Origin of the sequence: Dokdonia sp. Dokd-P16, from assembly GCF_003095655.1 — a bacterium.
Classification (GTDB): domain Bacteria; phylum Bacteroidota; class Bacteroidia; order Flavobacteriales; family Flavobacteriaceae; genus Dokdonia.
Window position 1 is genome coordinate 3,544,066 of record NZ_CP029151.1, and the last position, 24,269, is coordinate 3,568,334.

Below are 24,269 nucleotides of genomic sequence, written 5' to 3' on the forward strand. Positions count from 1 at the left end.
TTGATGTAGTAGTATTCTTTTTGTTATGCTGCTGCCTGGTAATAGTTGGCTTCATTATTAAGCTGTGCGTATAATTCTTTTACTGCTGGCTCTGGATAGCTAAAAAACTTAAGTGATTTTTCTTCAGAGATTTCAGCTCGTAAGTTTTCTAAAACTCTTACTAGCTTCTTAGTTCCCTTTTTCACCTCACATAGGTTGATGATTACATTATCTTGTATCGTAAGTAATGCTTTGAAGTAACCTTTTACTTCTTGAATGTGTGTGCTAGATACTTTTCCTTTGATACAAGTTACTCCGTAAATGTTGTTGATTTCTAAAGCCATGATATTTATTTTTAAGTAGTTATGTTTTTTTGATAGTACAAATATGCGGCTTTGCTTTCGCGAAAGCGGACGAAAAACGTTTACTCGACCATTAGTGTAGACGAATGGTATTTGACCTTCGATAAACGATTTTTGAAAATGGGCGGATTATCACGTATTTGCACCAACAGCCTATATTACAGCACTTAAGAATGCTATCAAAAGTGTTCTTTTATCAATGTAGAATACATTAGAAGGACGACGCTGGACGGCTATTTTCAGTTTTATAAAGTATTGGTAAAACAAAACCCTCCTATCAAAGCAATAGCTTATACGAGTGCGACTCCAAGCAAAGGTATTTTCTTGGTAGATTCCTAAATGGATTAGGCCTTTCCGTTTCGGTTCTGGTTTCTTCCAGTGATGCAATATGCAGGAAAGCCTACACAATAAATACAACTTTACAAGATAACTTTACTTACGCTTTCGCGAAAGCGTACTTCTTCAAATCAACTTTGAAACCACTACGCGCGGCGCACAACTCCAAAATTCATTGTATATTTAGATCAAACAAGCAAGACCATAAATTAAAGCAAATCAGGAATTCCGATAGCTATTGGAAGCGACACTCGCTTTATGTTGTGGACTATTAGCAACTATAAAACCCAAATTATGTCATATTACATTATAAAGTCAATAAAAAAATCTGAAAAATATATAATATCTAATTCTCAAGTTCTAGGAAATTACGACATAGACACAAATCTTATTGCCGAAGAAGATATATCAAAAACGCAAGAAATTTATGGGGGACTAAACTCAATATTTACAATTAGAGATGATAAATTTCGAGGAGATTATGGGTTTTATAATCTATCCGAGTTTGATTTTGTTGAACGAGCAGCATCTCATTCTACTGGAGATTTTATGAAATTAATTAATGAAAAAAATATTCAATTAGCATTTTGCCCTAAAAAAGTACTGACAACAATAGAAAAATTGATGGGAGTAATTGACAATGTTGAAAATGAATATATCAAAGAATATAACGAAAAAGAAAGCTTGAAAAATTTAATAAAATTGACGAAGGAATCAGTCGATAATGATGAAGTCCTATGGTGTTATTATGAATAATTTACAGATGCTCATAGAGTATGCGGCACTGCTAGCAACTAGCAACCTAACAGCATACTAATGGAACAAGGCGTAACCACTGCCCTTAGGGGACTCGCACTCTCTAATTAAATAAACTACTATTAATAAATAGTCTAAAGATGCCCATACTGGGCACACAAAAAACCCTCTTATCAAAGCAATAGCTTATATAAGAGGGCAAACTACAATCTGGGGGTATATTTTACTTTACTTGCATTTTCCAGAAGTAAAGTAGTTGTGCGATAAGTAAACCACCCATCGCTGCAACTTGGGCTAACACAACTTCAAACAAGGAATCGTGGAATAATATGATTAATACTATTTGTAACACTCCAAAAATGGCCGCAATTACAATAGGCTTATAATGATCAAGGGATAAATAGTAGTAGGCAAAAATATTAGATAGAGCAAAAAAAGAAGTAGCAAGAGCGTACCAGCCAAGTAAGGGAGCAATTGCCATATATTGATCTCCAAAGAGGACCTGTACAGCAAATGATGGGAATAAAAACGTGAATATTACAATCGCACTTGCAAGGGCTGTGATGTATCCTACATACTTCATAAGTACTGGAACAGAGTTTTTACCCTCTTTACGCATGGTTACTACGGTAGGTAGTAATAACATCACAAACATCCAGGTCACAAAATATACAACACGGCCTATAAGAGCTAGTGAGGCATATAATCCTGCATCATAAGATGGAAAAAAGTGCTTTACTAATAATATGTCACTGTTATTACAAATGATTTGGGTAAGCTCGTAACATGCTGTAAGTACAAAAAACTGAGTTACTGCCTTACTTTCTTTTGAGGTAAGCGCTGTCTCTATCGCTTTTTTTGAAGTGAGCTTCTTAAAAGGAAACACTCCAGCGATAAAAGAAATTGCTATTGCTGTAGATACTGCTACAGAGGATTCTATATTAAAAAACAGTAAGAAAGCAAAAGTAAGAGCGAGTCTACATACCATCTCTAGCTGATACGTGACAGAGAGTTCAATAAAAGATTTGCGTCCTTGCAGATTGCCACGATTTACACTCATAACAAAATAAAGTGGGACTGCTATTCCAAAAATGGTAAACATTATAGGTGATGCCGTTTGAAAAAGTGACTGTAATGATGTTGCAAAAACTACAATCAACGCTCCGAGTATAATTCCAAAAGTCGTCGCCTGTTTATAAGCTCTTTTTACAAATGCTTCTTGTTTTGAAGCGTCAAACTCTGTAGTAAACTTTGCAACTGCGAGTTGGAAAGTCATCGCTACAAAAGATAATACTAGAAGTAATGTTATCAATATAGCAGCATCTGCAAAAGCTCCAGGTCCTAGTACTCTACCTAAGCCTAAGTTATAGAGGTAATTTCCTCCATTTACTACAAAGGCACTGAGCATAAATATTTGCTCTGGTGAAAGTGCTTTTTTGATTTTTTGTTGGATTGCGATCATGATTAATAAGTCATTAGTTGGATAACTGGCTTATCAACCTTTCTATGCACTACATTTAATGTAGCTCCTGTTGACATAGTTCTTGCGTTGTGCACTATTCTTAATGTGCTTTTGTTGTTTATTACTGTAAGTCCCATAATAGTTTGTTGTTTGATTCTGGTACAAAGATGCAAGCAATTAAGAGGCTTTCGGTTGAAATTTCGATGAGCACATTTTTACTATAGACGAGTGGTAGGATTTCTTCTTTAAAGTAGCTTTTGTGGTTGAATCGCTTTCGCGAAAGGTTTACTTGTTACTATATAAGGAGTGGTTCTTAGATTGTTAGAGTTTACTTCATACTCATACGTGAAGCATCTTCTCCCAATCTTTATAGACTTCTGATTCGGGTGTAAAACATCTCCTCCCAGCCTTTCCCTTTTTCTTACTCAGATGTGAAACCTCTCCTCCTAGTTTTTGTGGACTTCGCACTCACACGCAAAAAACATCTCCTCCCAGCCTCCTCTTCGAAGAGGAGGAGCAAAAAATGAAAGCCCCTCTTAGAAGAGGGGTTTGGGGAGATGTCGGCAGCAAACTTCTCACTCACACGCAAAACATCTCCTCCCAGCCTCTGTGCATTCCTCTCGGTCGTTCCTTCCTCGTCGGATGCAAGAAAGAGGAGGAGCAAATAGTGAAGCCCCTCTTCGAAGAGGGGTTTGGGGAGATGTTCGCAACAGTAAGAATTTATCAAACCTTATAATAAATGGTAGGCACATTTGAGAAGATGTTAGCTGCCTAATATATTAAAAAACCTATTTTATTGATTTACATATATTTACAATAAAAATTAATGCAAAGATTGATTCCATACCGTAGAGACTTAAAAGAGCGAGCTAGGGAACTGAGAAAGAATATGACGCTAGCTGAATTAACTTTGTGGGATAAAATTAGAAGAAAAGCAACCGGTGCAGAATTTCATAGACAAGTGCCTCTATTGGATTACATCGTTGATTTCTATTGTCATGAAATAGGTCTTGCCATTGAATTGGATGGTGTCATACACGATAATCAAGTTATGCAAGACGGACTGCGTCAAGGTCGTCTGGAAGAAAAAGGTGTGCATTTCTTAAGATTTACAAATGAGGAAGTATTTAAAAATATAGATGCCGTTCTTATTGCAATAGAAGACAGCGTGCAGGAATGTTTGTAATTGACTTAGTTGATGCTTTTCTTACTCGCACGCAAAACATCTCCTCTCAGCCTTTCTCTATTTTTTACTCAGACGCAAAAAACATCTCCTCCTAGCCTCTGTGCATTCCTCTCGGTCGTTCCTTCCTCGTCGGATGCAAGAAAGAGGAGGAGCAAATAGTGAAGCCCCTCTTCGAAGAGGGGTTTGGGGAGATGTTGGCAGCAAACTTCTCACTCAAACGCAAAACATCTCCTCCCAGCCTCTGTGCATTCCTCTCGGTCGTTCCTTCCTCGTCGGATGCAAGAAAGAGGAGGAGCAAAAAAGTGAAGCCCCTCTTGGAAAAGGGGTTTGGGGAGATGTCGGCAACAGTAAGAATTTATCAAGCCTTAGAATGAATGGAAGGCACATTTGGGGAGATGTCGACAACAAGTACTTCAAGAATGAAAGGAAGAAACAACTTAATAGATATTGTCATCATAACTACCCAAGACTCATCACTACCTTATTTATACCGTCCAATCTAAAAAACATCATAAAAGCCTAAAAATTAGATGGTTCTTGACTTAATATTGAATATTTTTATTACCTATAAACTCAAAACTACCCTTTACCAGATCTTAACCTCCACCAGTCGACGATAAGTGTCGATGAGTTGCAATTATCTTCAGATTGAAATCTTGATATATGACCATAACTTGCAACTGTAAAACAAATGTAATGAGAATAGCAACATTAATTATCGTCTTCCTTTTAAGTGCAACAGCATACGCTCAAGATATGTCTGCAGGTTTCACTTTATTAGAAACTGGAAAATATGAGGAGGCAAAAGCTTTTTTTGGAGAAGTACTTAATGACTACCCAGATAATAAGACTGCAAGACTTTGTTACGGTCGTGCTTTAGGACTAAGCGGCGATAGCGCAGAAGCTAGATCATTATTTACAACGCTAAAAGCAGATTACCCAACAGATTTTGAAGTGGGTTTAAACTATGCAGAATCTCTTTTATGGGATAGCGATTTTGGCGCAGCAAAGGACTTTTATGAAACCCTCGTTGCCAAAGACAGCACGAGCTTCTCTGCCCTACTCGGCTATGCAAACACGCTTTCTAACCTTAAAGAATATGACGCGGCAATCGCTTATGTAAACAAGGCACTTACCGTACAACCTGGCAATGCCAATGCTGCAGTGTCAAAAAAGTTTATGCGTTTAGGTAAGGCAAACCAACTCACAACTGCCTTTCAATATGATGCTGCAATACAGTTGCTTAAAAATGCTCTTGAGGATATGCCTAACGATGAGCAAATCATAAGCGCACTTGCAAATACGTATATCGCAAAGAAGGATTATGAGAATGCAAACACGATGTACAGCAAGCTGTCAGACACCTTAACTTCTCAGGTAGGAAAGTCATTAGTTGCTCACTTACAGAAGGACGACAAGCTTGCTTTATCACTAGCTCAGGAGAGTATCGCTTTCGCGAAAGCGGACACTACAAAAATCATTACCGCAAACGAGCGCTACATCCAGGCACTCATATGGAACGGAAAATACGCCACGGCAAGAACTGCCATTGCCGATCTAAAAACGACATTCCCTACAAACCAGCGCGTTGCAGCACTCAAAGCTACGCTAGGGATGTACACTGGGACTTTCAAGAAAAGTATTGAGGTATATAACGATATTCTTGAGAAGGATAGCGCGTCTTTTGATGGAAATCTAGGGATTGCAAATGCGTACCGTGCGCAGGGGAATCTGGATGAGGCTTACGCTTTCGCGAAAAATACCTTAACCTTCTACCCTAATCAGAAAGATGCTACTGGGTTAATGAAAACTATAGAAAGTAGCCTTGCTCCCGTGATCGAAACACGAGCTGCCTATACTTCTGATAATGGCGATAACCAAGCTTATTCTGCTGGAATGACAGCTACCCTACCATTTACAAGTAGATTTAAAACGGTGTTCTCATATAACTATAGAACTACTGAAAATATGACTACAAATACAATGGCATATAATACAGATGCATCTATAGGTGCTCATTATAGAGTGATTAATAATACGTGGTTAGAAGGTACCCTAGGGTTTGTAAAAGCAAATGCAAGTGAAAATGAATACACCGATGTAAATGGATCTGTTTTTGTAAAATCGAGACCATTGCCACTGCAATATTTAGAGATAGGATACAGCAGAACGTTACAAGATTTTAACGCAGCGCTACTAGACGAGAAGATATTTATGAATAACTACTCCCTTAACTACAATATGGGAACAAACATTAATTTAGGTTGGTATTCTGGTCTTATGCATACGCAGCAAACGGATGGCAACTCTCGTAACTTACTATTCACTTCTTTATACTACAACTTTACAAAAAACCCAACGCTTAAAGGTGGTATCAATTACCAGTATGTAGGTTTTAAAGATCAAGTACCTACGCTTTACTTTAGCCCATCAAAATACCAAGCAGTTGAGTTGTTTTTAGATCTTACTGGCCAGGCAGGGAAGTGGAGCTATGCAGCAAACGCTGCTGGAGGTTTACAAGTAGTAGAAGATGATGAGGCTACTACCCTATTTCGCTTAGAAGCAAGACTTCAATATGCAATATCTAACCGTTTTCAAGTAGGTGCTTATGGTAAGTACAGTAACATCGCCTCTGCAACCGCAGCAGGATTTGAGTTTATGGAAGTAGGCTTAAAACTGAGATGGCAAGTGCTTAAAGGTGGCGTTGTGAAGATGTAATCTTGAAGACTATCCACTACTAGTGTAAATATTTAAAAACGCCTTTTGGGGCGTTTTTTGTTGTTATAATACTCATTCATATTACAAGCATAATGTTTGTTTTGAGAAACATAGAACTACAATATTCATTGTATATTTAGTGTAAACAAACTAGACCGCAAAGTAAAGCAACGAAGCAATTCCGATAATTATCGGGAGTCGTCCTTGCTTTATGGGATGGTCTACTGGCAACAATATGAAAAAAACATCTGTAATTCTAATTTTGACCATTTTCAGTTTAAACTTATTGACTGCTCAACAGACAATTTCGGAAATTGAAAAGTTAGCTTCAATTGGAAAAATTTACGGGTTTCTAAAATATTATCATCCCGAGGTTGGAAAAGGAATTTACAACTGGGACGATGAATTTATCAAATATCTTCCAAAAGTTTTAAAAGCAGCTGATAAGAACGACCTATCAGCAATTTACATAGACTGGATTAACAACTTGGGTAACATAGACGTTTGTAAAAAATGTAGCTCTGAAAAAAATTACTTCGATAAAAACTTTGACTTATCCTGGTTACAAAACGAAAATCTTTTTAATGATAAGCTTTCGTCAAAATTAAAATTCATTGAAAATAACAGAATTCAGAAGGAAAACTTTTATGTAGAAATACAACCTGTCGGCAACATAAAAGTTACTAACGAACCACAATACAAAAATTTTGAATTTCCTAACGAAGAATATAGATTATTGGGTTTGTTTAAATATTGGAATATAATAGAATATTTTTATCCATATAAATACATGACCGACCAAAATTGGGATTCTGTTTTAAGACAAATGATACCGAAAATTAAAAACGCTAAAAATCAAAGTGACTACCAAAATAAGATTAAAGAACTTGTCGCAAAACTAGATGATACACACGCTTGGATAAGTTTCTCTGACGAAAGACCTATGTACCTTCCTGCAAAGATTTCCCATATTGAAAATAAAGCGGTTGTTTCAGGTTTTTATAACGATTCCATTGCTAATCTCAACAACTTGCAAATAGGAGACATTATTTTGAAGATTAATGATTTAGATGTTAGAACAGAAAAAGACAAAAACCTAAAGTATGTCGCAGGTTCCAATAAAAACATTAAAACTAAAAACACTTACACTAAAATTTTCAGCGGTTCAGAAAAGGAAATAAACCTAACCATAGACAGACAAGGGGAAGTTAAAAAAATCAAAGTAAACAGATACGATTTTAATGATTTTAACTATTGGGATAATTCTAAAGCAATTAAATCAAAATTGGTCACTGACGAAGTTGGCTATATAAATATGGCAAGCGTTAAAGGCAGAGATATTGAAGATATTTTTAAATCATTTGACACTAAAAAATCTATAATAATAGATTTAAGAAATTATCCCGCCTTTATTTATTATAGATTTTCTAGATATTTAAATACAGAAAAAAAGGATTTTAGTAAAATTTATAGTCCGAACATTAATTACCCTTCAAGATTTAGCTACACAGATAATCTACGAACAAACAGTAGTAAAAAGGCTTTTAAGGGAAGAATTATATTGTTAGTAAATGAAGAGTCTTTGAGTAGGTCTGAATTTACGGCTATGGCTTTTCAAACAGCTGACAATATAATTACAGTTGGAAACCAAACTGCAGGAGCTGATGGAGATGTTGTTGTGTTTGAATATTTAGGAGGTTACAGAACGGCAATTTCAGGAAATGGGATTCTTTATCCTGACGGTTCGGAAACACAACGAAATGGAATAAGAATAGATGTAGAAGTTAAATCGACAATTAACGGATTAATTAATGGTCGTGATGAAGTTTTGGAGAAAGCAATCGAATTAGCCTCTGAATGAAAAACTGTTGCCAACAAAATAACTGAGTTAAAAGTTGACCTCCGCTTCCCTCAATAAATACCTCTAAAGTAATCTTTATTTTCATCATAAGCTCTTCCTACATTTATTATGGCAAAAGCTTGTTTTAGGAGCTTATTTGCGATTGAGATAAGAGCTTTTTACTTCTCGTATTCTCGTTATTCTTTCTAGAAATCGCACTAATCACTATCAACGTTAGAAAGAGCTCCTCGCAATACGTAACTTCAAAATTGATTAGATTTTTAGATCAAACTAACAAGACCGTAAATTAAATGAATTCAGCATCCCTGGTGGCTATTGCGAGCCGCCCTCGCTTTATGCAGTGCCTGTTGTTTCGAATTAAAACTCATTCCACAGAAAACTTAATTCGAACGAAATTTATTGAAATATATTTAATAAATTTGTATCCAAGTAGATACAGTATTTATGTTCTTTATTGAAAAAACATCTGAATTTGACAAGTGGCTGAGAAAGCTAAAAGATTTTAAGGCTAAGGCTAAAATTATATTCAGAGTTCAAAAATTAGAAACTAATGAACATTTTGGTGACTGTAAACCAGTTGGCGATGGAATTCGAGAAATGCGGATTAATTTTTCGAAGGGTTATCGTGTTTATTTCAAAGAAAAAGATGGAAAAGTAATAGTGCTTTTAATTGGCGGAGATAAATCTACTCAACAAAATGACATTGCGAAGGCGAAAAGTATTTGGAAAAAATTAAATAAATAAAAAATGGGAACTTCAAAATTTGAAATAGCTGACTATTTGGAAAGCAAAGAAATGATTGCGGAATATCTAAATACGGTTTTAGAAGAAGGAGACAATGCAGATATAATAAATGCAATTGGGCACATAGCAAAAGCAATCGGAATGACAAAAATTGCGGAAGAAACTGGTTTGAGCAGACCGAGTTTGTATAAAGCACTATCTGATGGAGCTAAGCCTCAATTTGCGACAATTATGAAAGTATTAAAAGCAATCGGAGGACAAATTCAAGTGAACCCGATGTCAGTATGAAAAAATAATGACCACAACAGAGAACTGAGTTAAACCAAGTCTCCTTCAAATTCGCTCAATACAAGCTATTAAGCTACTGTTGATCTTTCATTCGCGGTATCGTGTCTTCCTGATTTTATGACAGAAAAACCTCATTCATTATTAATAATAACTATTATTTTAAGTATTAAATCTTTTTAGTTCATTGTCAATCCAGTTTTCATACCAATCGATAAATATTATTCTGTCTCGATTTTCATTGTAAGGGTTAGGATAAATTCCTTGTTCGTTACATCTATCATCAACCCATAAATTACCATATTCTTTTTCATTGACTACCAAGTTCATGGAAACTCCGCAACCCAAATTTGAAACTCTCAAAATACCATTCACCCATTTATTTTGATAATACTCTTCATCTTTTTGCTCCAAATATTCATCTTCGTTTTCCTCAGTCACTTCTCCAAAATCTAGATTCCAATGTTCTGTATGAGGAAAAGGTTTGGATAAGTCATTTAAGTCACTCTTGTGTTTATAATCAAGATCAGAAAAAAGTCCGTTTTCAATAGGTTCCAATCCATAATACGGTCCAGCTCCACCATTTCCAATTTCCAGCAAAAATCCTCTATAATCAATAGGTAATTTTATTTTGTTGCGCTTCTCAAAATCGATTACCTCATTTTCTGATTTTGTTTTATTAAACAAGTACTTATGTTGTTTAGAACCAAACACCTCAAAATTCTTGTCAAACAGTTTTAATTGATTAAATTTTACCTTTATGCGATTTATTTGATCTTTTATTGAGAAATTCTATTCAATTACTGACAACTTGTAGGTTCAAAGACTTAAATCTAAGTTTTTTTTATTGTTAGACTACAGAGAAATACTCTCAGTCATAGCATAGCTCAGAAGTTCTTTTAAAGACATGAGGCTTGTAATATTCATTGTATATTTAGATTATAGAAACTAGACAGCAAATTAAAGCAAACTAGCAATCCCAATAGTTATTAAGAGCCGTAATTGCTTTGTGTAGCGGTTCTTGGGTAAAAATTATTATAAAGATATGTTGAGAATATTAAGCGAAAATAAAATACGTGGAATAACTAATATCTTAAATGGACTTGAAAACCAAATTATTGGATATGGGCAAGGTCTATTTTTATTAGAAGATGGAAATTTCACTGAGATAGACGAAAATATAATATGGTATGCTATTAAATATAAGGACTTTTTACTTTATCAATTCGAAAATGGAGCGAATATAAATTACTTCAATCTAAAAAATAAATCTAAAGGCTTAATAGAAGCGCAGAATACATTTTTATTTAAAAATATTTTATTTGATAATCAATTATTAATTAGTGCTAGACCTAAGAATCTTATTCTAAGAGAAAACTTAGAATTACAGGTATCTGAAATCATTGGAAGGATTCCTAAAATTATTTATAAACAATACAGCTTAAAAGTTTCCTCTTTTATTGAGTTAATTGATAATTCAAATAATAGTTCTGTATGGAAAACAGAATTTAGTGATTTACTAAAAAATATAAATGCTAAAACATACGGTCCAACACAATTAATAGGTAATAATTTTTTTTTCTTCTTATACGATAGTAGTAGAAAATCTTTAGATAAAAGTACTTATTGCTTAAATATTGATAATGGAGAATTAATTTGGAAAAACAATAAATTCGGTGGTTGGCTCTGTAATTTTAATTCTAAATTATATACAATTGTAGATAATGTACTTCAAGTCCTAGATTCAAATAATTTTAAATTAGAAACTATAAATCTTATTAATTGTTTGTCTCAACTTGATGTAAAATTTGATGGATGGAAGAAAACATTTTTTGTAAGTAATACTAAATTTATAGTTGAAAAGGGGTATTTATACTTCACAGAAGAAAGAGGGGATAGATTTGGAATTATTAATCTTAAAGAAAAAAAACTAATCTCATTTGCTAAATTAGAAATTGAGAATAATGAAGAGACATTTATAGGAAAAATAATGATTGATAATAAAAGAATGTACATCACAGATTCAAATAACACTCTTCACGTATTTAAAAAACCAGAGGTTACATTTTCTAACAAACAACTCTATTAAAACACAAGCCTAGCTCAACTCCCCTCAGTAAGCACTTCTAAGCTAATCTTAACCTATAATTTTCGCCATTTGATCTTACTGCTTCGTTGAAGGTAATGGCTTATTTTGAGAGCTTACTTATCACTGCGATGAAATCTTTTTATTTCTCTTACTTGAGGTATGCTTTCGCGAAAGCGTACTAAGTAATGTAGTATTATCGCGCAGAAATACATTTTACCCCACCCCACAAAAAAAGCCACCACCGTCCCCGGTGATGGCTAAACATCAATCAAATCAAATCAAAAAACTACTTATCTTTTTATGACAAACTTGCCACTGTGTTGTTGTGAGGCACTATCTATTATTTTATAAGTGTAGATACCTGTTTGTAAATTTGGAGCATTATAAGCTGCTGTTAAGCCTCCGTTATTCGTTGTTATTTCTTGTGCATCTACTATGCGCCCTAGCATATCTACTACTGTGATTTGTACTGTTGCACTTGCTTGTGGTAAACGTATTGTAGTCTGCGATATAAATGGGTTAGGGTAATTTATTAATGCATCTGCTACCACTATATTTTCGTCTGTTGAAAGTACTTCTGAGTTTGCAAATTGTATATCATTAAGCTCCATTTCTTTTGTAACCATCGTTCCATCTTGAGATACCATGGTAAATACTACTGTTACTAGATCATTAAGTAATAGCGGTACTCCCGATGTACTTGTAAAATTCTCAAATGAGATGTCAAAATCTTGATTGCTTTCTGTAAGTACTATCGTTGCTTTATACTGGTCTTCCCAGATTTCTATGCTTTCCTTTACAAAGGTAATTTCTAAGTTTCCTGTTCCCTTTGCTGTCATCTGTAGTGCATTAAATATACTTACGTCTACTGCTTGAAATCGTGCTGTAAGTGCTCTATATGCCGCAACATAACTATTTGTAGTTGCTGTGAGCGACAGGTTACGTTCTATAGCATAAGTATCATCTGCATATGTTTGTTCGTTTTCTGAAATTTCATAGATTACTACATCTGTCCCTTCTTGAGATGCATCTACTCCCCATGGTCCGTCAGATAAGAATAAATCATCTGGAGTATTAATCCCGTCGCCTATTCTAAAGCCTATGTCAAATAAGTATCCAGTATCTATGGTTACTTGTGTGATGTAATTTTCGCCAAGTGAGATGCTAGAGGTTGTTGTTACAATCTCGCTTGTTTCTGTTGCTCTTATTCCTGCGTCAAAGATTACACTTTCGGTTGCGTTTGTATTGATAATTTCTAGTTGTAAAGCTCCGTTGTTATAGTTTCCTTTTTTTACAAAAACCGTAGGTGGTGCTGAGGTACTATATGCTGTTACTGGCTTTTGTACTTCTAGAAGATTCAAAACTTGTTGTCCTAGCTTGTGTAAATCATCAATCGAGTTTGCCCATATTTGGAAGTTGTAAAATGTCACATCATCTTCATAACTATCCAGATTCCAGTGGCTTTCTACAGCAAACTCAGTCTCGTTGTTTACCATTTTCGCCGAAAGGCTTAAAACAAATTCTACACTACCATCTATATTTTTAATAAGTGACTTAATAAATTGTTGATCATTAATTGCTATCGTAGATACAGATATAAGCTCTGCTCCTAGTAAACGATCACAGATATATTTCGTGTGCTCATACACGCCATTTTCTGTCTTAAGTGCAAGAATAGATGCGGTTGAGAGTTCGCCTTTTATGTAATCTACAGCATAAACATCTGTTGCATTTGTGATACCTACTAGATCTGTAGGTGTAGACTCTACTACATAATCCTCATCAATCTCCTCTAGTGGGATAAGATCTGCAAGCGTAAATGCTTGCGCAGTTCTTACGGCGTAAGTGTCTTTCTTATCTACTAGCGGTGCAAGGTCTTTATTAAACTCATAACTCTCCTTTGCACGATTAAAATTACGTTTTGCGATGGCGTTAGAGAGTCTATTATTACTTTCTAATCCTCCTTTATTTCCTGTAGATGCTTCTGGGTCTATAGTTGCACACATCCCGTATCCTGAGCATGATGGATCTTCACAATCTATGAGCCCGTCACCGTCATCATCAATGCCGTTATCACAAATTTCTTGTAACACCGGTGCTGTAGGGCAACGTGCGCCATCATTACTTGCACTAGATGGTCCAAAGGCAAAAAGATTTGAATCTATAACTCCTATCCCATCAAGGTCTTGAACACTTTGTATTACATAAATAGTCCCTGTTTGATTTGCAGATACGTAGAAACGTCCTGATGCATCAAAATAAACGGCTCCATAGGTGTAGTTAAGTCCTGATAAGATAGGTACAATACCTAAAGGTTGCACTTGTCCATTTTCTGGGTTAATTCTATATAATATGTTCGTTCCTTTCTCTACAGCATACAACTGATTATCTACTGCATTAAATGCCCAGTCGTGTATATTTAAACTTTGTGATAATGAAGCCGTAGAAGTAAGCTCTGTGTATGTTTCTGACGCTGGATCAAGGTCTACAGTGTAGTATGTACTCCCGCCAGATTTAAAATAATATTGTCCTGTAGCGCTTATGTCACCTACATATTTATTGCCAGAAGGTAATGCATCTATAGTGATAGTAGTAGTCTCAAAGTTCTTACCTATTTTGACAATGGATTTTGATGGGCTTGATAAATATCCCCAGATGTACCCATCTGCTGGATTGTATGCCGCTGCGTTTATCTTTCCTGCTGTGATATCTTTTGCTGCTAAAAAAGAATTTCCAGAAGCAAGGTCAATAGCGTACACATCATTGTATTGAAATAAGTATGCACTATAATCACAATTAAAAGGGACATCTTGTGAGCTAGCTGTAAATGAATACAGCAGGCAACTTAGTGCGATTAATTGTCTTGTAAGAGAGTAGAAATTTGCTTTCATATTGCTTCTATTGATGTGATTATAGAAACAAAATTAGGCAGTTTATACCCTGATTTTCAATTTATTCGACCGTACTGGTCTATGTATCGTTGAGTGGTAATTTACTGTAGACGAATGGAATTTATTGTTTTACAGCAAGTTAAGTCGCTTCATAAGTTCAGGTCTGTTAGAACGACTTATTGGGATTACATCTCTAGCTATCAAAACGCTATTATCTTCAATATCAACTATTTTCTTAATGTTAATAATGTAAGAGCGATGTATTTTTAAGAAAAGACTATCTGGTAGTTTTTCCTCTATTTTCTTAAGTGTAGAATGTACAGTATAATTTTTTCCTTCAGTTTTAATAAGTACGTAGTCACCTTTTGCTTCTACGAGAAATATTTTTTCAAACTCAATCTTTATAAGACGTCTATCTATGTTTACATACATCTCCTTTTCTGAGGTCTCTTCTTGCTTTGATTCTTGAGGAGCCACAATATTTTGTACTACTGGAGATTTAAAGCTTTCAACTTTTTGCATCGCCTTAAGAAATCTAGGTAGGGTTATAGGTTTTACTAGATAATCTACAATACAATCATACTCAAAAGCTTCTATCGCAAAGTCACGATCTGAGGTAGTAAGTACAATTTTAGGCGGATTTTTAAGCGAGTCTATAAAGTCAAAACCTGTAAAATCTGGCATGTGTATATCTAAGAATATGAGGTCAATCTCGTTCTTATTTAAAAATTTGATTGCCTGCATCGCGTTAGGAAACTCATCAATTACATTGAGTTCGTCTACCTGGCTACATAAGTGCGATACGATAGTACGTGCCGCAGTTTCATCATCTACAATAATACAGTTCAACATATAGATATTTTGTGATTTAATATGCAATTTACAGATTATAAATCTTTTATAAAATGGATTACAGCGGTTAGAATGCTTTCAAATTCTTCTTTTAAGGTTGATTTTCCTTCTTTAAGCTCATCTTCATAAGCAATGGCGAGTTCGTACCCTTTTTCTAATCCTACGATACCTAGTTTGTGTTTAATCTTATGTACATTTTCGGCCGCTTTCGCGAAAGCGGAATCCTTCATATTACCTTCATACTCGGCAATTTCTTGAGGTAATTCTGCTTGTACAACGCCTATAAGTTTTTTTTCAAAACCTGCGTCTCCACCTGAAAGTTCTTTGATATAATTGAGATTGGGCTGTTCCATATCATGTAGTTTGAGGTAACGTAAAATAAAATGTAGTTCCCACACCTTCTGTGCTATCTAACCATATTTTACCATCATAGAAGTGTACGATTTTCTTAACAATAGATAATCCAATTCCCGTACTTTCAGAATCATTCTCTAGCTTTTGAAACACTTGAAAAATCTTGTGGAAGTATGCTGGATTAATTCCTTTACCATTATCCTTGATTTCAAACTGGAAATTATCATCAAGGTTTCTTGCTATTACTTCTATAAGTCCTTTAGGCTTATCTATACTGCTTACAGCATTACCTATCAAATTTTGAAATAACTGCTGGATTTTAAAACGGTCTGCAAGAATAGTAGGTAGCTTATGTATTTTAATAGTAATATGCTCTGGTAGATGCATGAGATCTACGGTTTCTTTTACCAGAACATTAAGGTCTATCTGTCGTTCTGTGCGTACTTCCTTGTCAATAGAAGAGTAATTTAAAATACCTGTAATAAGGGCATCCATTTTTTCTAAATGGGTTACTATAAGACCAATTTGAGTTTTTCCCTCCTCGCCTATGGCGTCTCCATAATCTTCTTTGAGCCAACTTACTAATGCTTCAATACTGCGCAATGGTGATTTGAGATCATGAGATACAATGTGTGCATAATCATTGAGCTCTTGGTTTTGCAATGCTAGTTCTTTTACTAGTAATTCTTGATCTCTATTTACTAGGATAAGTTGCTCTGCTTGCTGGCTTATATATTCGGCTAGGTTTGCGTCGCCTATATCAATACCTTCATCATCATCTTCACCAAAGGGTTGTACTGCATTTATAACAGACTGCAAGCGTATCAATAATCCTTGCTGTCTTTGTGACTCTTCTCTAAGTTGTTTATTTGCTTCAAATAGCTCATCTGAGCTTAGTTTCATGGCTAGTTGTGTCAACTTAAACTGATTGTCAAAATTATCATATGATCCTCCCACGGCATCAAAAAAGACCTGCATATCCTCACGATCTTTAAGATCGTCAGGAAGATATTTACGTATTTGTCTTTTTAAGAGTGGGTTCATCTATTCGCTTATTAAAGTGATAGTCATCGTTTGATTATGCAATTTGCAACTACGTTCTCCGTAAAATGGTGCAATCTCTCCATAAGAGTACATACCACTTATCACTACATCATCCCCTATCACACTCATCACTTCCTCGACCTCTTCTTCAATGCGTTGATCTAGTACTAATTTACGTCCTATACAGCTTATAAGCAATGCTAATTGTGGCGGATTATTCCTTCCCTCCATAGCCCTCAATGCTGCGGTTTCTGATGCCGAAGCGATACTATCCATATTTGTCATCATAAGTTGTACCTTAGATTGCTCTGGCACATCTCCTGCTAGAATCATCGCGTTTTTATCTTCATCTATATTTAAAATCGTACGTACAAATGACTGGTCATTTTCTGCACTTTTTACATTGAGCGGATAAATAAGCGCAGATCCTGGTAAATCTTGTGCTTTATCACCTAGGTAGGTTTTGTATAAATCTAATGCTGGTTTACCATCTATCTCGTATAAGATATTACCATCAGATTTTGTGATCAACCTTTCTGGTCCAAAAGGTGTCCACCCACCATAAATAGAAAATGACGCTTCAAAGGTTTCTCCATAAAAACCTATGACTACAATCTCGCCTTCCTTTGGTGCTTCATTATAAGAGGCAAGTGTTTTTTCAAAACGTGCATCATCTCCACAAAGTCCGCCAGTAATTAAAACATTAGGCAATGCTCCTTGCATTCCCTTGGTGAGGGCAGATCCATTTACAAAACTCCCCTCAGATAATACAAATACATGCTTAAGGCCTTCTACAGTTAACTTCTTTATTATTGTAGATCCCGCTTTTTCACTATCGTCTCCTACTTCATGAATATTAAATGTTTGAATCTCAAAGGAAGACTTTTCAAACTCTATTGCGGTTATTGTAATATGTTCATCATTTACTGCACCAGCTACAATCTCACCACTAGAAGATCCAAAAACTAAATGCCCCGAAGGAAATAAGTCTCTTACTTCCTCAAAAACACCTTCCTTTTCTAGAAGGAAACGATTTCCTAGAATAAGCACCAGCGGATTACTAAGTGTTATGGATTCACTTAAATAGTGCCATGAACCAGACGAGTCGCGTTGTAGTTGTACTGTTCTCATTATATTATTTTTGTAATGTAAAAAAGAAAGTAGTTCCCTCTCCTACGTTGCTCTCTAACCATATACTTCCTTTATAAAGGTCTACTATTTTCTTAACAATAGAAAGTCCTATACCCGTCGAGTCTTTATGGTTATTGAGTGACTGAAAAATTTTAAATATTTTATCATGGTATTCCTTAGGAATCCCGATTCCATTATCCTTAACCGTAAAGGTATAATGTGTTTTGTTTTCTGTGTATCCTACTTCTATGTGACCTTCTTCTTTATCACAATAACGTATAGCATTACTCATCAAATTCTGAAATAACTGTTGTAACTTGACTTTATCTCCATTTACCGTAGGTAAATCTGGATGAATATACAATGTTATATGTTCTGGACAGTGAAGTAAAGTTTCTATATCTGCTAGTACTTCTTGTAAATTTACTTTTTCTCGAGGGGCATTTTCAGATCCTACACTGGAGTATTCAAGAACATCAGATATAAGCTGTTCCATCTTTTCTAAAGTGGTGTCTATCATCGCAAGATGACTCATTGTTTCCTCTGTAAGCACACCTTCATTATCATCCTTAATCCAATTTACAAGTGCATTTATACTCCTAAGCGGACTTTTAAGATCATGAGAAACTACATGTGCATACTCCTGCAGCTCATCATTACTTTTTTCAAGCTTCTTTAAAAGATTTTCCTTTTGTATCTCTAAACTTTTGAGCTCTGTTATATCGAGGTGTATTCCTATAGAGCCTATGACTTTGCCATTTAAATTATAGTTTGGAGCACCACTTATTAACCAGTGTTTAAATTCACCACTCTTAGTTATAGCCTGCACTTCGTATGAATTTGACGCTCCGCTCAACCTATCATTATTCTCTTGAGTAAGCCTTTCTTGAGATGCTGGTGTAAGTAGTATTTCCTTTGCATTTTTCCCAAGTATTTCCTCTTCCGTATATCCAGATAATAGTTCAAAACTATTATTAACCATCAAAATTTCATTATCAAGATTTACCTCAGTAAGACCCAAGTTCATATTTGCAATAATGTCACTATATTTTTGACGTTCTGCTTCTATGCTTTCGCGAAACTTTCTTCTCAAGGTAACATCTCTATACGTCCAAAGGTGACCTTTATAAATACCTTCTTCATAAATAGGAATAAAATCTCTCTCCAAGATACGACCATCAACTAATTTAAGCTCATCAGATAGCGCTTGTTCTTTTTTTCGTGTAAGCGTATTAATTCTTGATACAAATTCTTCTGGATCCTTAAAAAGATGTTTGCTTTCTGTTGCTGCATTCTCACAGTTTACTCCGATGAGTTGTTCTGGAGTAGCAGTAATATTAAAAAAATCGCAAAAGCGATTATTTGTGATTACAATATTTCTGTGCTCATCTTCTAAAAGTATACCACTTTCTAGGTTTAAGATAAGCGCAGATAATCTATTTTCTGAATCTACGAGACGTTGCTCTGCAGCTTTTTCTTCAGTAATATCTCTTACAATACCTTGCGCTGCTATAGGTTGTCCATCTGCATTAAATACAATACTTGCATTAATATGAACCAACTTAATAGCTCCTGAAGCAATAATAATTTTTATTTGAAAATCTGTTATTGCTCCTTTAGAGGTTAGGATTTCAAAACCCTCGACAACTTTATCATTTTCGTCTGGGTGGACAATATCCCAAAGATTGAAGTTATCTTCTAGGCTATACCCTAGAAGTTTTATGGCAGCATCATTCATCTTGATAACATTGCCAGATAACTCCATAACCACGTAAGCATCCACAATGTTTTCAAACACTCCTTCAAGTTCAGAAGTGCGTTCTTTTACAATATCTTCCAGTTTTGAGTTTGAAACTCTCAACTCCTCAGATTTGTGATATAATTCTAATGACTTTTCCTCAAGAATACGCTCGGCTTCTTTTCTAGCGGCCTTTTCACGCGCTAGTGCTCTTTCATACATCTTGATTTTGGGGTCACTCATATGTTGCTATGCTGAATTTTACTTCGGTTCCGTTTTCTTTTAATTTTTCAACTAAGATAGTAGCTTTTGTATTAAAAAACTCAAAAGTTTTATTCATTAGTCCTCGACCAAAGGCATGCATGGCTCTGCTTGACTTATAGATCATTACGAGACTTTCCGGAGTCTTCTCTTCTATGGTAAAAGTAGGCAACTCTGCATCTGGATAAATCTTTCTAACCTCTACATGTATGTGGTTTTCTATAGATGAAAGCATCTCTATTGGATCTGTATATTGCTTTAAAAAAGATGGATAACTTTTTTCTACTACCGTAAAAAAATGCTCTCCATAAACCAGTAATAAATCATCAATTACAAGTCCCGTTTCCTTACTTAAATTAGTAAGTAGGCTCACCATCTCTGTAAAGCTATAGGTTCCTACTGCTGTATAAACACCATTAGAAGGTAACTCAGATTCATTAAGAATGGTGTCAACCATTTCTAAACCAAATTTTGTTTCAACAAGATCTAAAAACTCTGTAAATACAATTCCTTTCATTATGCTTTGATTAATTCATTCATACTCCAGTACTCTAAAGCCGATTTTATTTTTTCAACGTAGTGATCGTATTTTAAAGGTTTAATAATATAACCTGCCACTCCTGTATCATAACAGGCTAGTATATCCTTGCGGTTGCTTGACGTCGTGAGCATTACTGTGGGTAAAAATCGTAAAATTTCGTCTTTTTTCAAAATCTTCAAGAACTCTATTCCGTTGATTTTTGGCATATTGAGATCTAAAAATATTACATCTGGCAATACCGTGTGATCTTTAAGTATCTCAAGTGCTTCCTCACCATTTTTTGCTTCTATGAGCTCATGGTTCATTTCTAGCTTTGCTATGGCTCTCTTGAGTTTCATTACCTCAATGGCATCGTCCTCTATGAGCAGTATTCGTAATTTTTTTGTCCCCAAAGTATTGATCTTTATGTTTCCAAAGTTGGTCAATTAAAGTCAATATTCTTCAATAATTAAGTCTAACGAGTCCTTTACTGTAGACGGACGACGTTTAAGTGTCGACGAGTGGTAATTTACATGTATAATTTATTATTTATTAATGAACTACTATCTCCGTCCATATATAGTGTTTTCTCAAAAGCTGATATTCATCATATTCTCTGTTTTTACCATATAGTAATTTTGAAAAAACTCAAAATCAATGTGTACCCTTATATCAAAGTACAATGTGGCAGGACCACGATATACAAGTTACCCTACTGTTCCTTATTGGGATCAAGATAACTTTTCACTCACCCAGTGGAAGAATACCTTACAAGAAAGCTTTCGCGAAAGCAATACTTCACAAGGAATAAGTCTCTACATACATCTACCTTATTGTGAGAGTATGTGTACTTTTTGTGGATGTAACAAGCGTATTACAAAGAATCATGATGTTGAGATTCCTTATATACAATCTGTACTTAAGGAACTTGCGATGTACGTAACTTTACTAGGAGATAAGCCGGTAATTAAACAACTACACTTAGGTGGAGGAACTCCTACATTTTTCTCACCAGCACATCTAGAACGTCTTATGGACGGGATTTTTGCGCTTACTAAAAAGGCTAGCGCTTTTGAACTCAGCTTTGAAGGGCATCCTAATAATACCACAAAAGAACACCTTGAAGCACTGTACAATAAAGGATTTACCAGAGTATGTTATGGAGTTCAAGATTACAATACAACGGTACAAAGAGCAATAAATCGTGTGCAACCTTATGCACACGTGCAAAACGCTACAGAAAACGCTCGTGCAACAGGTTATGAATCTGTAGGGCACGATATAATATATGGGCTACCGTTTCAAACCCAAGATGATGTTATAAATACCATAAATAAAACCATCTCTCTTGAGCCAGATCGTATCGCTTTTTATAGCTATGCTCACGTGCCATGGATAAAAGGTAACGGACAACGCGGATTTAAGGATGGAGATTTACCTAGTGCAGACCAAAAGAGAATGCAATATGAAATAGGAAAAAAAATGCTCATTAAAGCAGGATACGTTGAGATAGGTATGGATCACTTTGCGCTTAAAACAGATGCTTTATTTGAAGCCCAGCAAGCGGGAACTATACATCGTAATTTTATGGGATATAACGCTAGTAAGACACAAGTTATGATAGGCTTAGGAGTATCTGCCATAAGTGATAGCTGGTATAGTTTTGCTCAGAATGTAAAAAATATAGAAGAGTATCAACAACTTATAGAAGATGGGATTTTACCTATTTTTAGAGGTCATATCCTCACTGAAGAAGACCTTATCATCAGACAACATATTCTTAATTTGATGTGTTCTTTTGAGACTTCCTGGGACGATCATCAAGGGAACTTTGCTGAGCTTCCAGATGTACTGATAAAATTAAAGGAATTAGAAAGCGACGGACTTCTAAAAATACATGCAAGAAAATTAATTGTTACAGAAAAGGGACGTCCATTTGTGAGAAATATATGCCTTCCGTTTGACATGCGATTACAACGTAATAAACCGGAAACTCAGCTCTTTTCTATGACGGTTTAAAAATACCTCAACATATACTAAAAAAGGGAAGCATTACTGCTTCCCTTTTTTTATGCTCTTGACGATTAGTAGACCTCAGCAAGTTCATGATTATCTATGCGAACTAATACGATCTTTCTGGTAGGTAAAAAGCCATTGTAAGGATATAAATAGGTCGAGACCTTTAAAGACTAAACTGTTTAATAAAGTACTTGTATACTCTCTTATGATTTGTAATCCTTTACTTTTCATCAGTTTTAGATTTTTTTGAGTCTCCCTTTATCATGTTGAGTACGATAAGTACAAGGGTGATACATACTAGCGCAAATACTCCTATGAGTAGTGCTCCCATTCCCCAGTCTACGAGAAGTATTAAAAAATGTTCCATAATTATAAATGTTTGGTTGTTATTAATGACAAGAATGTTGTGCAGCGACCTTTTCTACACTTACCATCTTTGATGGTGATACGTACGGTATACCAAGGCCAAGACCGCGTACTATAAATAAGACTCCTACAATGACTACAAAAACAGGAATCATCTTAACGATGCGCTGCTTTGCTTTTCCTTTTAAAAAATTACCTAAATAAATAGCAGTGGTCATTAATGGAATGGTACCTAATCCAAAAACTGCCATATACAATCCTCCTTCCCAAGCACCACCAGAAGCAAGTGCTCCAAAAATTGCCATATATACAAGTCCGCAAGGCAACAGCCCGTTGAGGTATCCTATAGTAAAAAACGTACCTGGATCTTTTTTCTTAAGAGCGGTTCCCATGGAGCTCTTTACTTTACCAACTGCCTTATATAATGGCCGTGAGAAGTTGTATTTATTAAAAATTTTAGTGGGTATGAGAATAACTACAATCATAAGTACACCTATGATTATAGATAGTTGCTGCTGGATGCCAAAGAGATTAAAACTTTTACCTACAATCCCAAATACTAAGCCTAGAACACTGTAGGTGAGTATACGACCCGCGTGATAACTCATCAATTGGAAAGCTCTTTTTACAGGATTTTTACGATCTACAGGTAACATAAATGCAATGGGGCCACACATTCCCACACAGTGGAAACTGCCCAAAAGACCAAATATAAGTGCAGACCACAACATTAGTAAACGATTGACTTTTTATACATGTATTCCTCTTCACCGTCTGTCCACGCTATGATAATGTTCCATCGACCGTCTATCAGCTGATTGTCAGGTATGAGCAAATTAGATCCTGAAATAGCCATAGGCACTTCAAAATCAAGTTGCTGATTAGACGGTCTGTATAGAAACACTGTTCCTTTATTTGTACTTTCTGAAATAGACGATGGGAAGGTGAGTAACCATCCCTCTGGCGTGCGTTTTCCGCTAATCTTTCCTACGAGATTACGCGCATTAGTCTCTGCATCTATTTCGGTTTGATATGCCATTTCCTTAGCATAATACTCTTCTGTCACAAGATCATGGCTATAATTATCGTCTGTACTCATGGTGATTACCATGTACAGGATAAAGCCCATAAAACAAGCCATCGCCACTACAATTCCCTTTCCCCAGTTCCATTTCATAACTCTTGTCTTTTAGTGATTTCTTGATTATTCTTCAGCGCTTCGATCATCAACTTTGCACTGCATGCTTCGTTAGTTCCTGGCTGTCCTTTTTTACAACCATCACAACATTTTTTATGCTCTGTACTCATCGTTTAT

26 protein-coding genes are annotated in these 24,269 nt (G+C 35.4%); 9 read left to right on the forward strand and 17 right to left on the reverse strand.

Annotation, left to right across the window (positions count from 1 at the left end):
* Nucleotides 1–23 precede the first annotated feature (23 nt).
* On the reverse strand, nt 24–323 hold the full coding sequence (locus DCS32_RS15645) for a hypothetical protein (RefSeq protein WP_108879141.1): 300 nt from the start codon (nt 321–323) through the stop codon (nt 24–26).
* Between the two features lie 648 nt (nt 324–971).
* Between DCS32_RS15645 and DCS32_RS15650 the strand changes: the two genes are divergently transcribed.
* Complete coding sequence (locus DCS32_RS15650; RefSeq protein ID WP_108879142.1) at nt 972–1,433, forward strand: hypothetical protein; 462 nt, start codon at nt 972–974, stop codon at nt 1,431–1,433.
* 223 nt (nt 1,434–1,656) lie between these two features.
* Here the strand turns inward: DCS32_RS15650 and DCS32_RS15655 are convergent, their stop codons facing one another.
* From DCS32_RS15655 to DCS32_RS16105, 3 genes are all read right to left on the reverse strand, one after another.
* Complete coding sequence (locus DCS32_RS15655) at nt 1,657–2,895, reverse strand: oligosaccharide flippase family protein (RefSeq protein ID WP_108879143.1); 1,239 nt, start codon at nt 2,893–2,895, stop codon at nt 1,657–1,659.
* A gap of 2 nt (nt 2,896–2,897) precedes the next feature.
* A complete protein-coding gene (locus tag DCS32_RS16310) occupies nt 2,898–3,032 on the reverse strand; it encodes a hypothetical protein (RefSeq protein ID WP_262497446.1) in 135 nt (44 codons plus the stop codon).
* Nucleotides 3,033–3,316: 284 nt separating this feature from the next.
* A complete protein-coding gene (locus DCS32_RS16105) occupies nt 3,317–3,622 on the reverse strand; it encodes a hypothetical protein (protein WP_162533677.1) in 306 nt (101 codons plus the stop codon).
* Between the two features lie 99 nt (nt 3,623–3,721).
* Here DCS32_RS16105 and DCS32_RS15665 point away from each other — a divergent pair, with 99 nt between their 5' ends.
* The 6 genes from DCS32_RS15665 (at nt 3,722) to DCS32_RS15690 (ending at nt 9,692) form a co-directional block, all read left to right on the forward strand.
* Nucleotides 3,722–4,081 carry an endonuclease domain-containing protein gene (locus DCS32_RS15665; RefSeq protein ID WP_108879145.1) on the forward strand — a complete coding sequence of 120 codons (360 nt, stop codon included), beginning with the start codon at nt 3,722–3,724 and terminating at the stop codon, nt 4,079–4,081.
* Between the two features lie 133 nt (nt 4,082–4,214).
* Nucleotides 4,215–4,604 carry a hypothetical protein gene (locus DCS32_RS15670; protein WP_162533678.1) on the forward strand — a complete coding sequence of 130 codons (390 nt, stop codon included), beginning with the start codon at nt 4,215–4,217 and terminating at the stop codon, nt 4,602–4,604.
* A gap of 173 nt (nt 4,605–4,777) precedes the next feature.
* A complete protein-coding gene (locus tag DCS32_RS15675) occupies nt 4,778–6,799 on the forward strand; it encodes a tetratricopeptide repeat protein (protein WP_108879147.1) in 2,022 nt (673 codons plus the stop codon).
* A 235-nt stretch (nt 6,800–7,034) separates the two neighbouring features.
* On the forward strand, nt 7,035–8,660 hold the full coding sequence (locus DCS32_RS15680; protein ID WP_162533679.1) for a S41 family peptidase: 1,626 nt from the start codon (nt 7,035–7,037) through the stop codon (nt 8,658–8,660).
* A 444-nt stretch (nt 8,661–9,104) separates the two neighbouring features.
* Nucleotides 9,105–9,404 carry a type II toxin-antitoxin system RelE/ParE family toxin gene (locus DCS32_RS15685; protein ID WP_108879149.1) on the forward strand — a complete coding sequence of 100 codons (300 nt, stop codon included), beginning with the start codon at nt 9,105–9,107 and terminating at the stop codon, nt 9,402–9,404.
* A gap of 3 nt (nt 9,405–9,407) precedes the next feature.
* The gene (locus DCS32_RS15690) at nt 9,408–9,692 is read left to right on the forward strand and encodes an addiction module antidote protein (protein WP_108879150.1); all 285 of its coding nucleotides are present in this window, start codon (nt 9,408–9,410) and stop codon (nt 9,690–9,692) included.
* Between the two features lie 159 nt (nt 9,693–9,851).
* On the opposite strand, the gene DCS32_RS15695 is transcribed toward DCS32_RS15690, so the two are convergent.
* On the reverse strand, nt 9,852–10,376 hold the full coding sequence (locus DCS32_RS15695; RefSeq protein WP_239057532.1) for an SMI1/KNR4 family protein: 525 nt from the start codon (nt 10,374–10,376) through the stop codon (nt 9,852–9,854).
* A gap of 358 nt (nt 10,377–10,734) precedes the next feature.
* On the opposite strand from DCS32_RS15695, the gene DCS32_RS15700 reads away from it, so the two are divergent.
* On the forward strand, nt 10,735–11,778 hold the full coding sequence (locus DCS32_RS15700; protein WP_108879152.1) for a hypothetical protein: 1,044 nt from the start codon (nt 10,735–10,737) through the stop codon (nt 11,776–11,778).
* 290 nt (nt 11,779–12,068) lie between these two features.
* On the opposite strand, the gene DCS32_RS15705 is transcribed toward DCS32_RS15700, so the two are convergent.
* From DCS32_RS15705 to DCS32_RS15740, 8 genes are all read right to left on the reverse strand, one after another.
* Complete coding sequence (locus DCS32_RS15705) at nt 12,069–14,669, reverse strand: DUF6923 family protein (RefSeq protein ID WP_108879153.1); 2,601 nt, start codon at nt 14,667–14,669, stop codon at nt 12,069–12,071.
* Between the two features lie 129 nt (nt 14,670–14,798).
* Nucleotides 14,799–15,518 (reverse strand): LytR/AlgR family response regulator transcription factor, encoded by a 720-nt coding sequence (locus DCS32_RS15710; RefSeq protein ID WP_108879316.1) that lies wholly within the window; start codon nt 15,516–15,518, stop codon nt 14,799–14,801.
* Nucleotides 15,519–15,556: 38 nt separating this feature from the next.
* Nucleotides 15,557–15,874, reverse strand: coding sequence for an Hpt domain-containing protein (locus DCS32_RS15715; protein WP_108879154.1), 318 nt, complete (start codon nt 15,872–15,874; stop codon nt 15,557–15,559).
* 1 nt (nt 15,875) lies between these two features.
* Complete coding sequence (locus tag DCS32_RS15720; RefSeq protein ID WP_108879155.1) at nt 15,876–16,919, reverse strand: sensor histidine kinase; 1,044 nt, start codon at nt 16,917–16,919, stop codon at nt 15,876–15,878.
* Nucleotides 16,920–18,050, reverse strand: a complete 1,131-nt coding sequence (locus tag DCS32_RS15725; protein ID WP_108879156.1) for an FIST signal transduction protein — start codon at nt 18,048–18,050, stop codon at nt 16,920–16,922.
* 4 nt (nt 18,051–18,054) lie between these two features.
* Nucleotides 18,055–20,031 (reverse strand): PAS domain S-box protein, encoded by a 1,977-nt coding sequence (locus DCS32_RS15730; RefSeq protein WP_204161788.1) that lies wholly within the window; start codon nt 20,029–20,031, stop codon nt 18,055–18,057.
* Entirely contained in the window at nt 20,024–20,566 is a 543-nt protein-coding gene (locus tag DCS32_RS15735; RefSeq protein ID WP_108879157.1) for a heme NO-binding domain-containing protein, read from the reverse strand. The genes DCS32_RS15730 and DCS32_RS15735 overlap by 8 nt, the downstream gene beginning before the upstream one ends.
* The gene (locus DCS32_RS15740) at nt 20,566–20,982 is read right to left on the reverse strand and encodes a response regulator (protein WP_108879318.1); all 417 of its coding nucleotides are present in this window, start codon (nt 20,980–20,982) and stop codon (nt 20,566–20,568) included. The genes DCS32_RS15735 and DCS32_RS15740 overlap by 1 nt, the downstream gene beginning before the upstream one ends.
* A gap of 244 nt (nt 20,983–21,226) precedes the next feature.
* Here DCS32_RS15740 and hemN point away from each other — a divergent pair, with 244 nt between their 5' ends.
* Nucleotides 21,227–22,588: an oxygen-independent coproporphyrinogen III oxidase gene (hemN, locus tag DCS32_RS15745; RefSeq protein WP_108879158.1), complete on the forward strand. Its 1,362-nt coding sequence runs from the start codon at nt 21,227–21,229 to the stop codon at nt 22,586–22,588.
* A gap of 220 nt (nt 22,589–22,808) precedes the next feature.
* Here the strand turns inward: hemN and DCS32_RS16160 are convergent, their stop codons facing one another.
* From DCS32_RS16160 to DCS32_RS16315, 4 genes are read right to left on the reverse strand one after another with little or no spacing between them, the layout of a single operon-like run.
* Nucleotides 22,809–22,955 (reverse strand): hypothetical protein, encoded by a 147-nt coding sequence (locus tag DCS32_RS16160; protein ID WP_204161789.1) that lies wholly within the window; start codon nt 22,953–22,955, stop codon nt 22,809–22,811.
* A gap of 22 nt (nt 22,956–22,977) precedes the next feature.
* Complete coding sequence (locus DCS32_RS15750; RefSeq protein ID WP_108879159.1) at nt 22,978–23,685, reverse strand: sulfite exporter TauE/SafE family protein; 708 nt, start codon at nt 23,683–23,685, stop codon at nt 22,978–22,980.
* Nucleotides 23,685–24,131: a FixH family protein gene (locus DCS32_RS15755; RefSeq protein WP_108879160.1), complete on the reverse strand. Its 447-nt coding sequence runs from the start codon at nt 24,129–24,131 to the stop codon at nt 23,685–23,687. The genes DCS32_RS15750 and DCS32_RS15755 overlap by 1 nt, the downstream gene beginning before the upstream one ends.
* The gene (locus DCS32_RS16315; RefSeq protein WP_262497447.1) at nt 24,128–24,262 is read right to left on the reverse strand and encodes a hypothetical protein; all 135 of its coding nucleotides are present in this window, start codon (nt 24,260–24,262) and stop codon (nt 24,128–24,130) included. Before DCS32_RS16315 ends, DCS32_RS15755 begins: the two co-directional genes overlap by 4 nt.
* Between the last annotated feature and the right edge of the window lie 7 nt (nt 24,263–24,269).

Coding starts and splice junctions, on each gene's coding strand:
- DCS32_RS15690 (WP_108879150.1), top strand. CDS start 9,408: ATGGGAACTTCAAAATTTGAAATAGCTGACTATTTGGAAAGCAAAGAA.
- DCS32_RS16315 (WP_262497447.1), bottom strand. CDS start 24,262: ATGAGTACAGAGCATAAAAAATGTTGTGATGGTTGTAAAAAAGGACAG.
- DCS32_RS15755 (WP_108879160.1), bottom strand. CDS start 24,131: ATGAAATGGAACTGGGGAAAGGGAATTGTAGTGGCGATGGCTTGTTTT.
- DCS32_RS15670 (WP_162533678.1), top strand. CDS start 4,215: ATGCAAGAAAGAGGAGGAGCAAATAGTGAAGCCCCTCTTCGAAGAGGG.
- DCS32_RS15645 (WP_108879141.1), bottom strand. CDS start 323: ATGGCTTTAGAAATCAACAACATTTACGGAGTAACTTGTATCAAAGGA.
- DCS32_RS15650 (WP_108879142.1), top strand. CDS start 972: ATGTCATATTACATTATAAAGTCAATAAAAAAATCTGAAAAATATATA.
- DCS32_RS15730 (WP_204161788.1), bottom strand. CDS start 20,031: ATGAGTGACCCCAAAATCAAGATGTATGAAAGAGCACTAGCGCGTGAA.
- DCS32_RS16160 (WP_204161789.1), bottom strand. CDS start 22,955: ATGGAACATTTTTTAATACTTCTCGTAGACTGGGGAATGGGAGCACTA.
- DCS32_RS15685 (WP_108879149.1), top strand. CDS start 9,105: ATGTTCTTTATTGAAAAAACATCTGAATTTGACAAGTGGCTGAGAAAG.
- DCS32_RS15665 (WP_108879145.1), top strand. CDS start 3,722: ATGCAAAGATTGATTCCATACCGTAGAGACTTAAAAGAGCGAGCTAGG.
- DCS32_RS15700 (WP_108879152.1), top strand. CDS start 10,735: ATGTTGAGAATATTAAGCGAAAATAAAATACGTGGAATAACTAATATC.
- DCS32_RS15720 (WP_108879155.1), bottom strand. CDS start 16,919: ATGAACCCACTCTTAAAAAGACAAATACGTAAATATCTTCCTGACGAT.
- DCS32_RS15725 (WP_108879156.1), bottom strand. CDS start 18,050: ATGAGAACAGTACAACTACAACGCGACTCGTCTGGTTCATGGCACTAT.
- DCS32_RS15655 (WP_108879143.1), bottom strand. CDS start 2,895: ATGATCGCAATCCAACAAAAAATCAAAAAAGCACTTTCACCAGAGCAA.
- DCS32_RS15715 (WP_108879154.1), bottom strand. CDS start 15,874: ATGGAACAGCCCAATCTCAATTATATCAAAGAACTTTCAGGTGGAGAC.
- DCS32_RS15750 (WP_108879159.1), bottom strand. CDS start 23,685: ATGTTGTGGTCTGCACTTATATTTGGTCTTTTGGGCAGTTTCCACTGT.
- hemN (WP_108879158.1), top strand. CDS start 21,227: ATGTGTACCCTTATATCAAAGTACAATGTGGCAGGACCACGATATACA.
- DCS32_RS16310 (WP_262497446.1), bottom strand. CDS start 3,032: ATGGGACTTACAGTAATAAACAACAAAAGCACATTAAGAATAGTGCAC.
- DCS32_RS15735 (WP_108879157.1), bottom strand. CDS start 20,566: ATGAAAGGAATTGTATTTACAGAGTTTTTAGATCTTGTTGAAACAAAA.
- DCS32_RS15680 (WP_162533679.1), top strand. CDS start 7,035: ATGAAAAAAACATCTGTAATTCTAATTTTGACCATTTTCAGTTTAAAC.
- DCS32_RS15705 (WP_108879153.1), bottom strand. CDS start 14,669: ATGAAAGCAAATTTCTACTCTCTTACAAGACAATTAATCGCACTAAGT.
- DCS32_RS15675 (WP_108879147.1), top strand. CDS start 4,778: ATGAGAATAGCAACATTAATTATCGTCTTCCTTTTAAGTGCAACAGCA.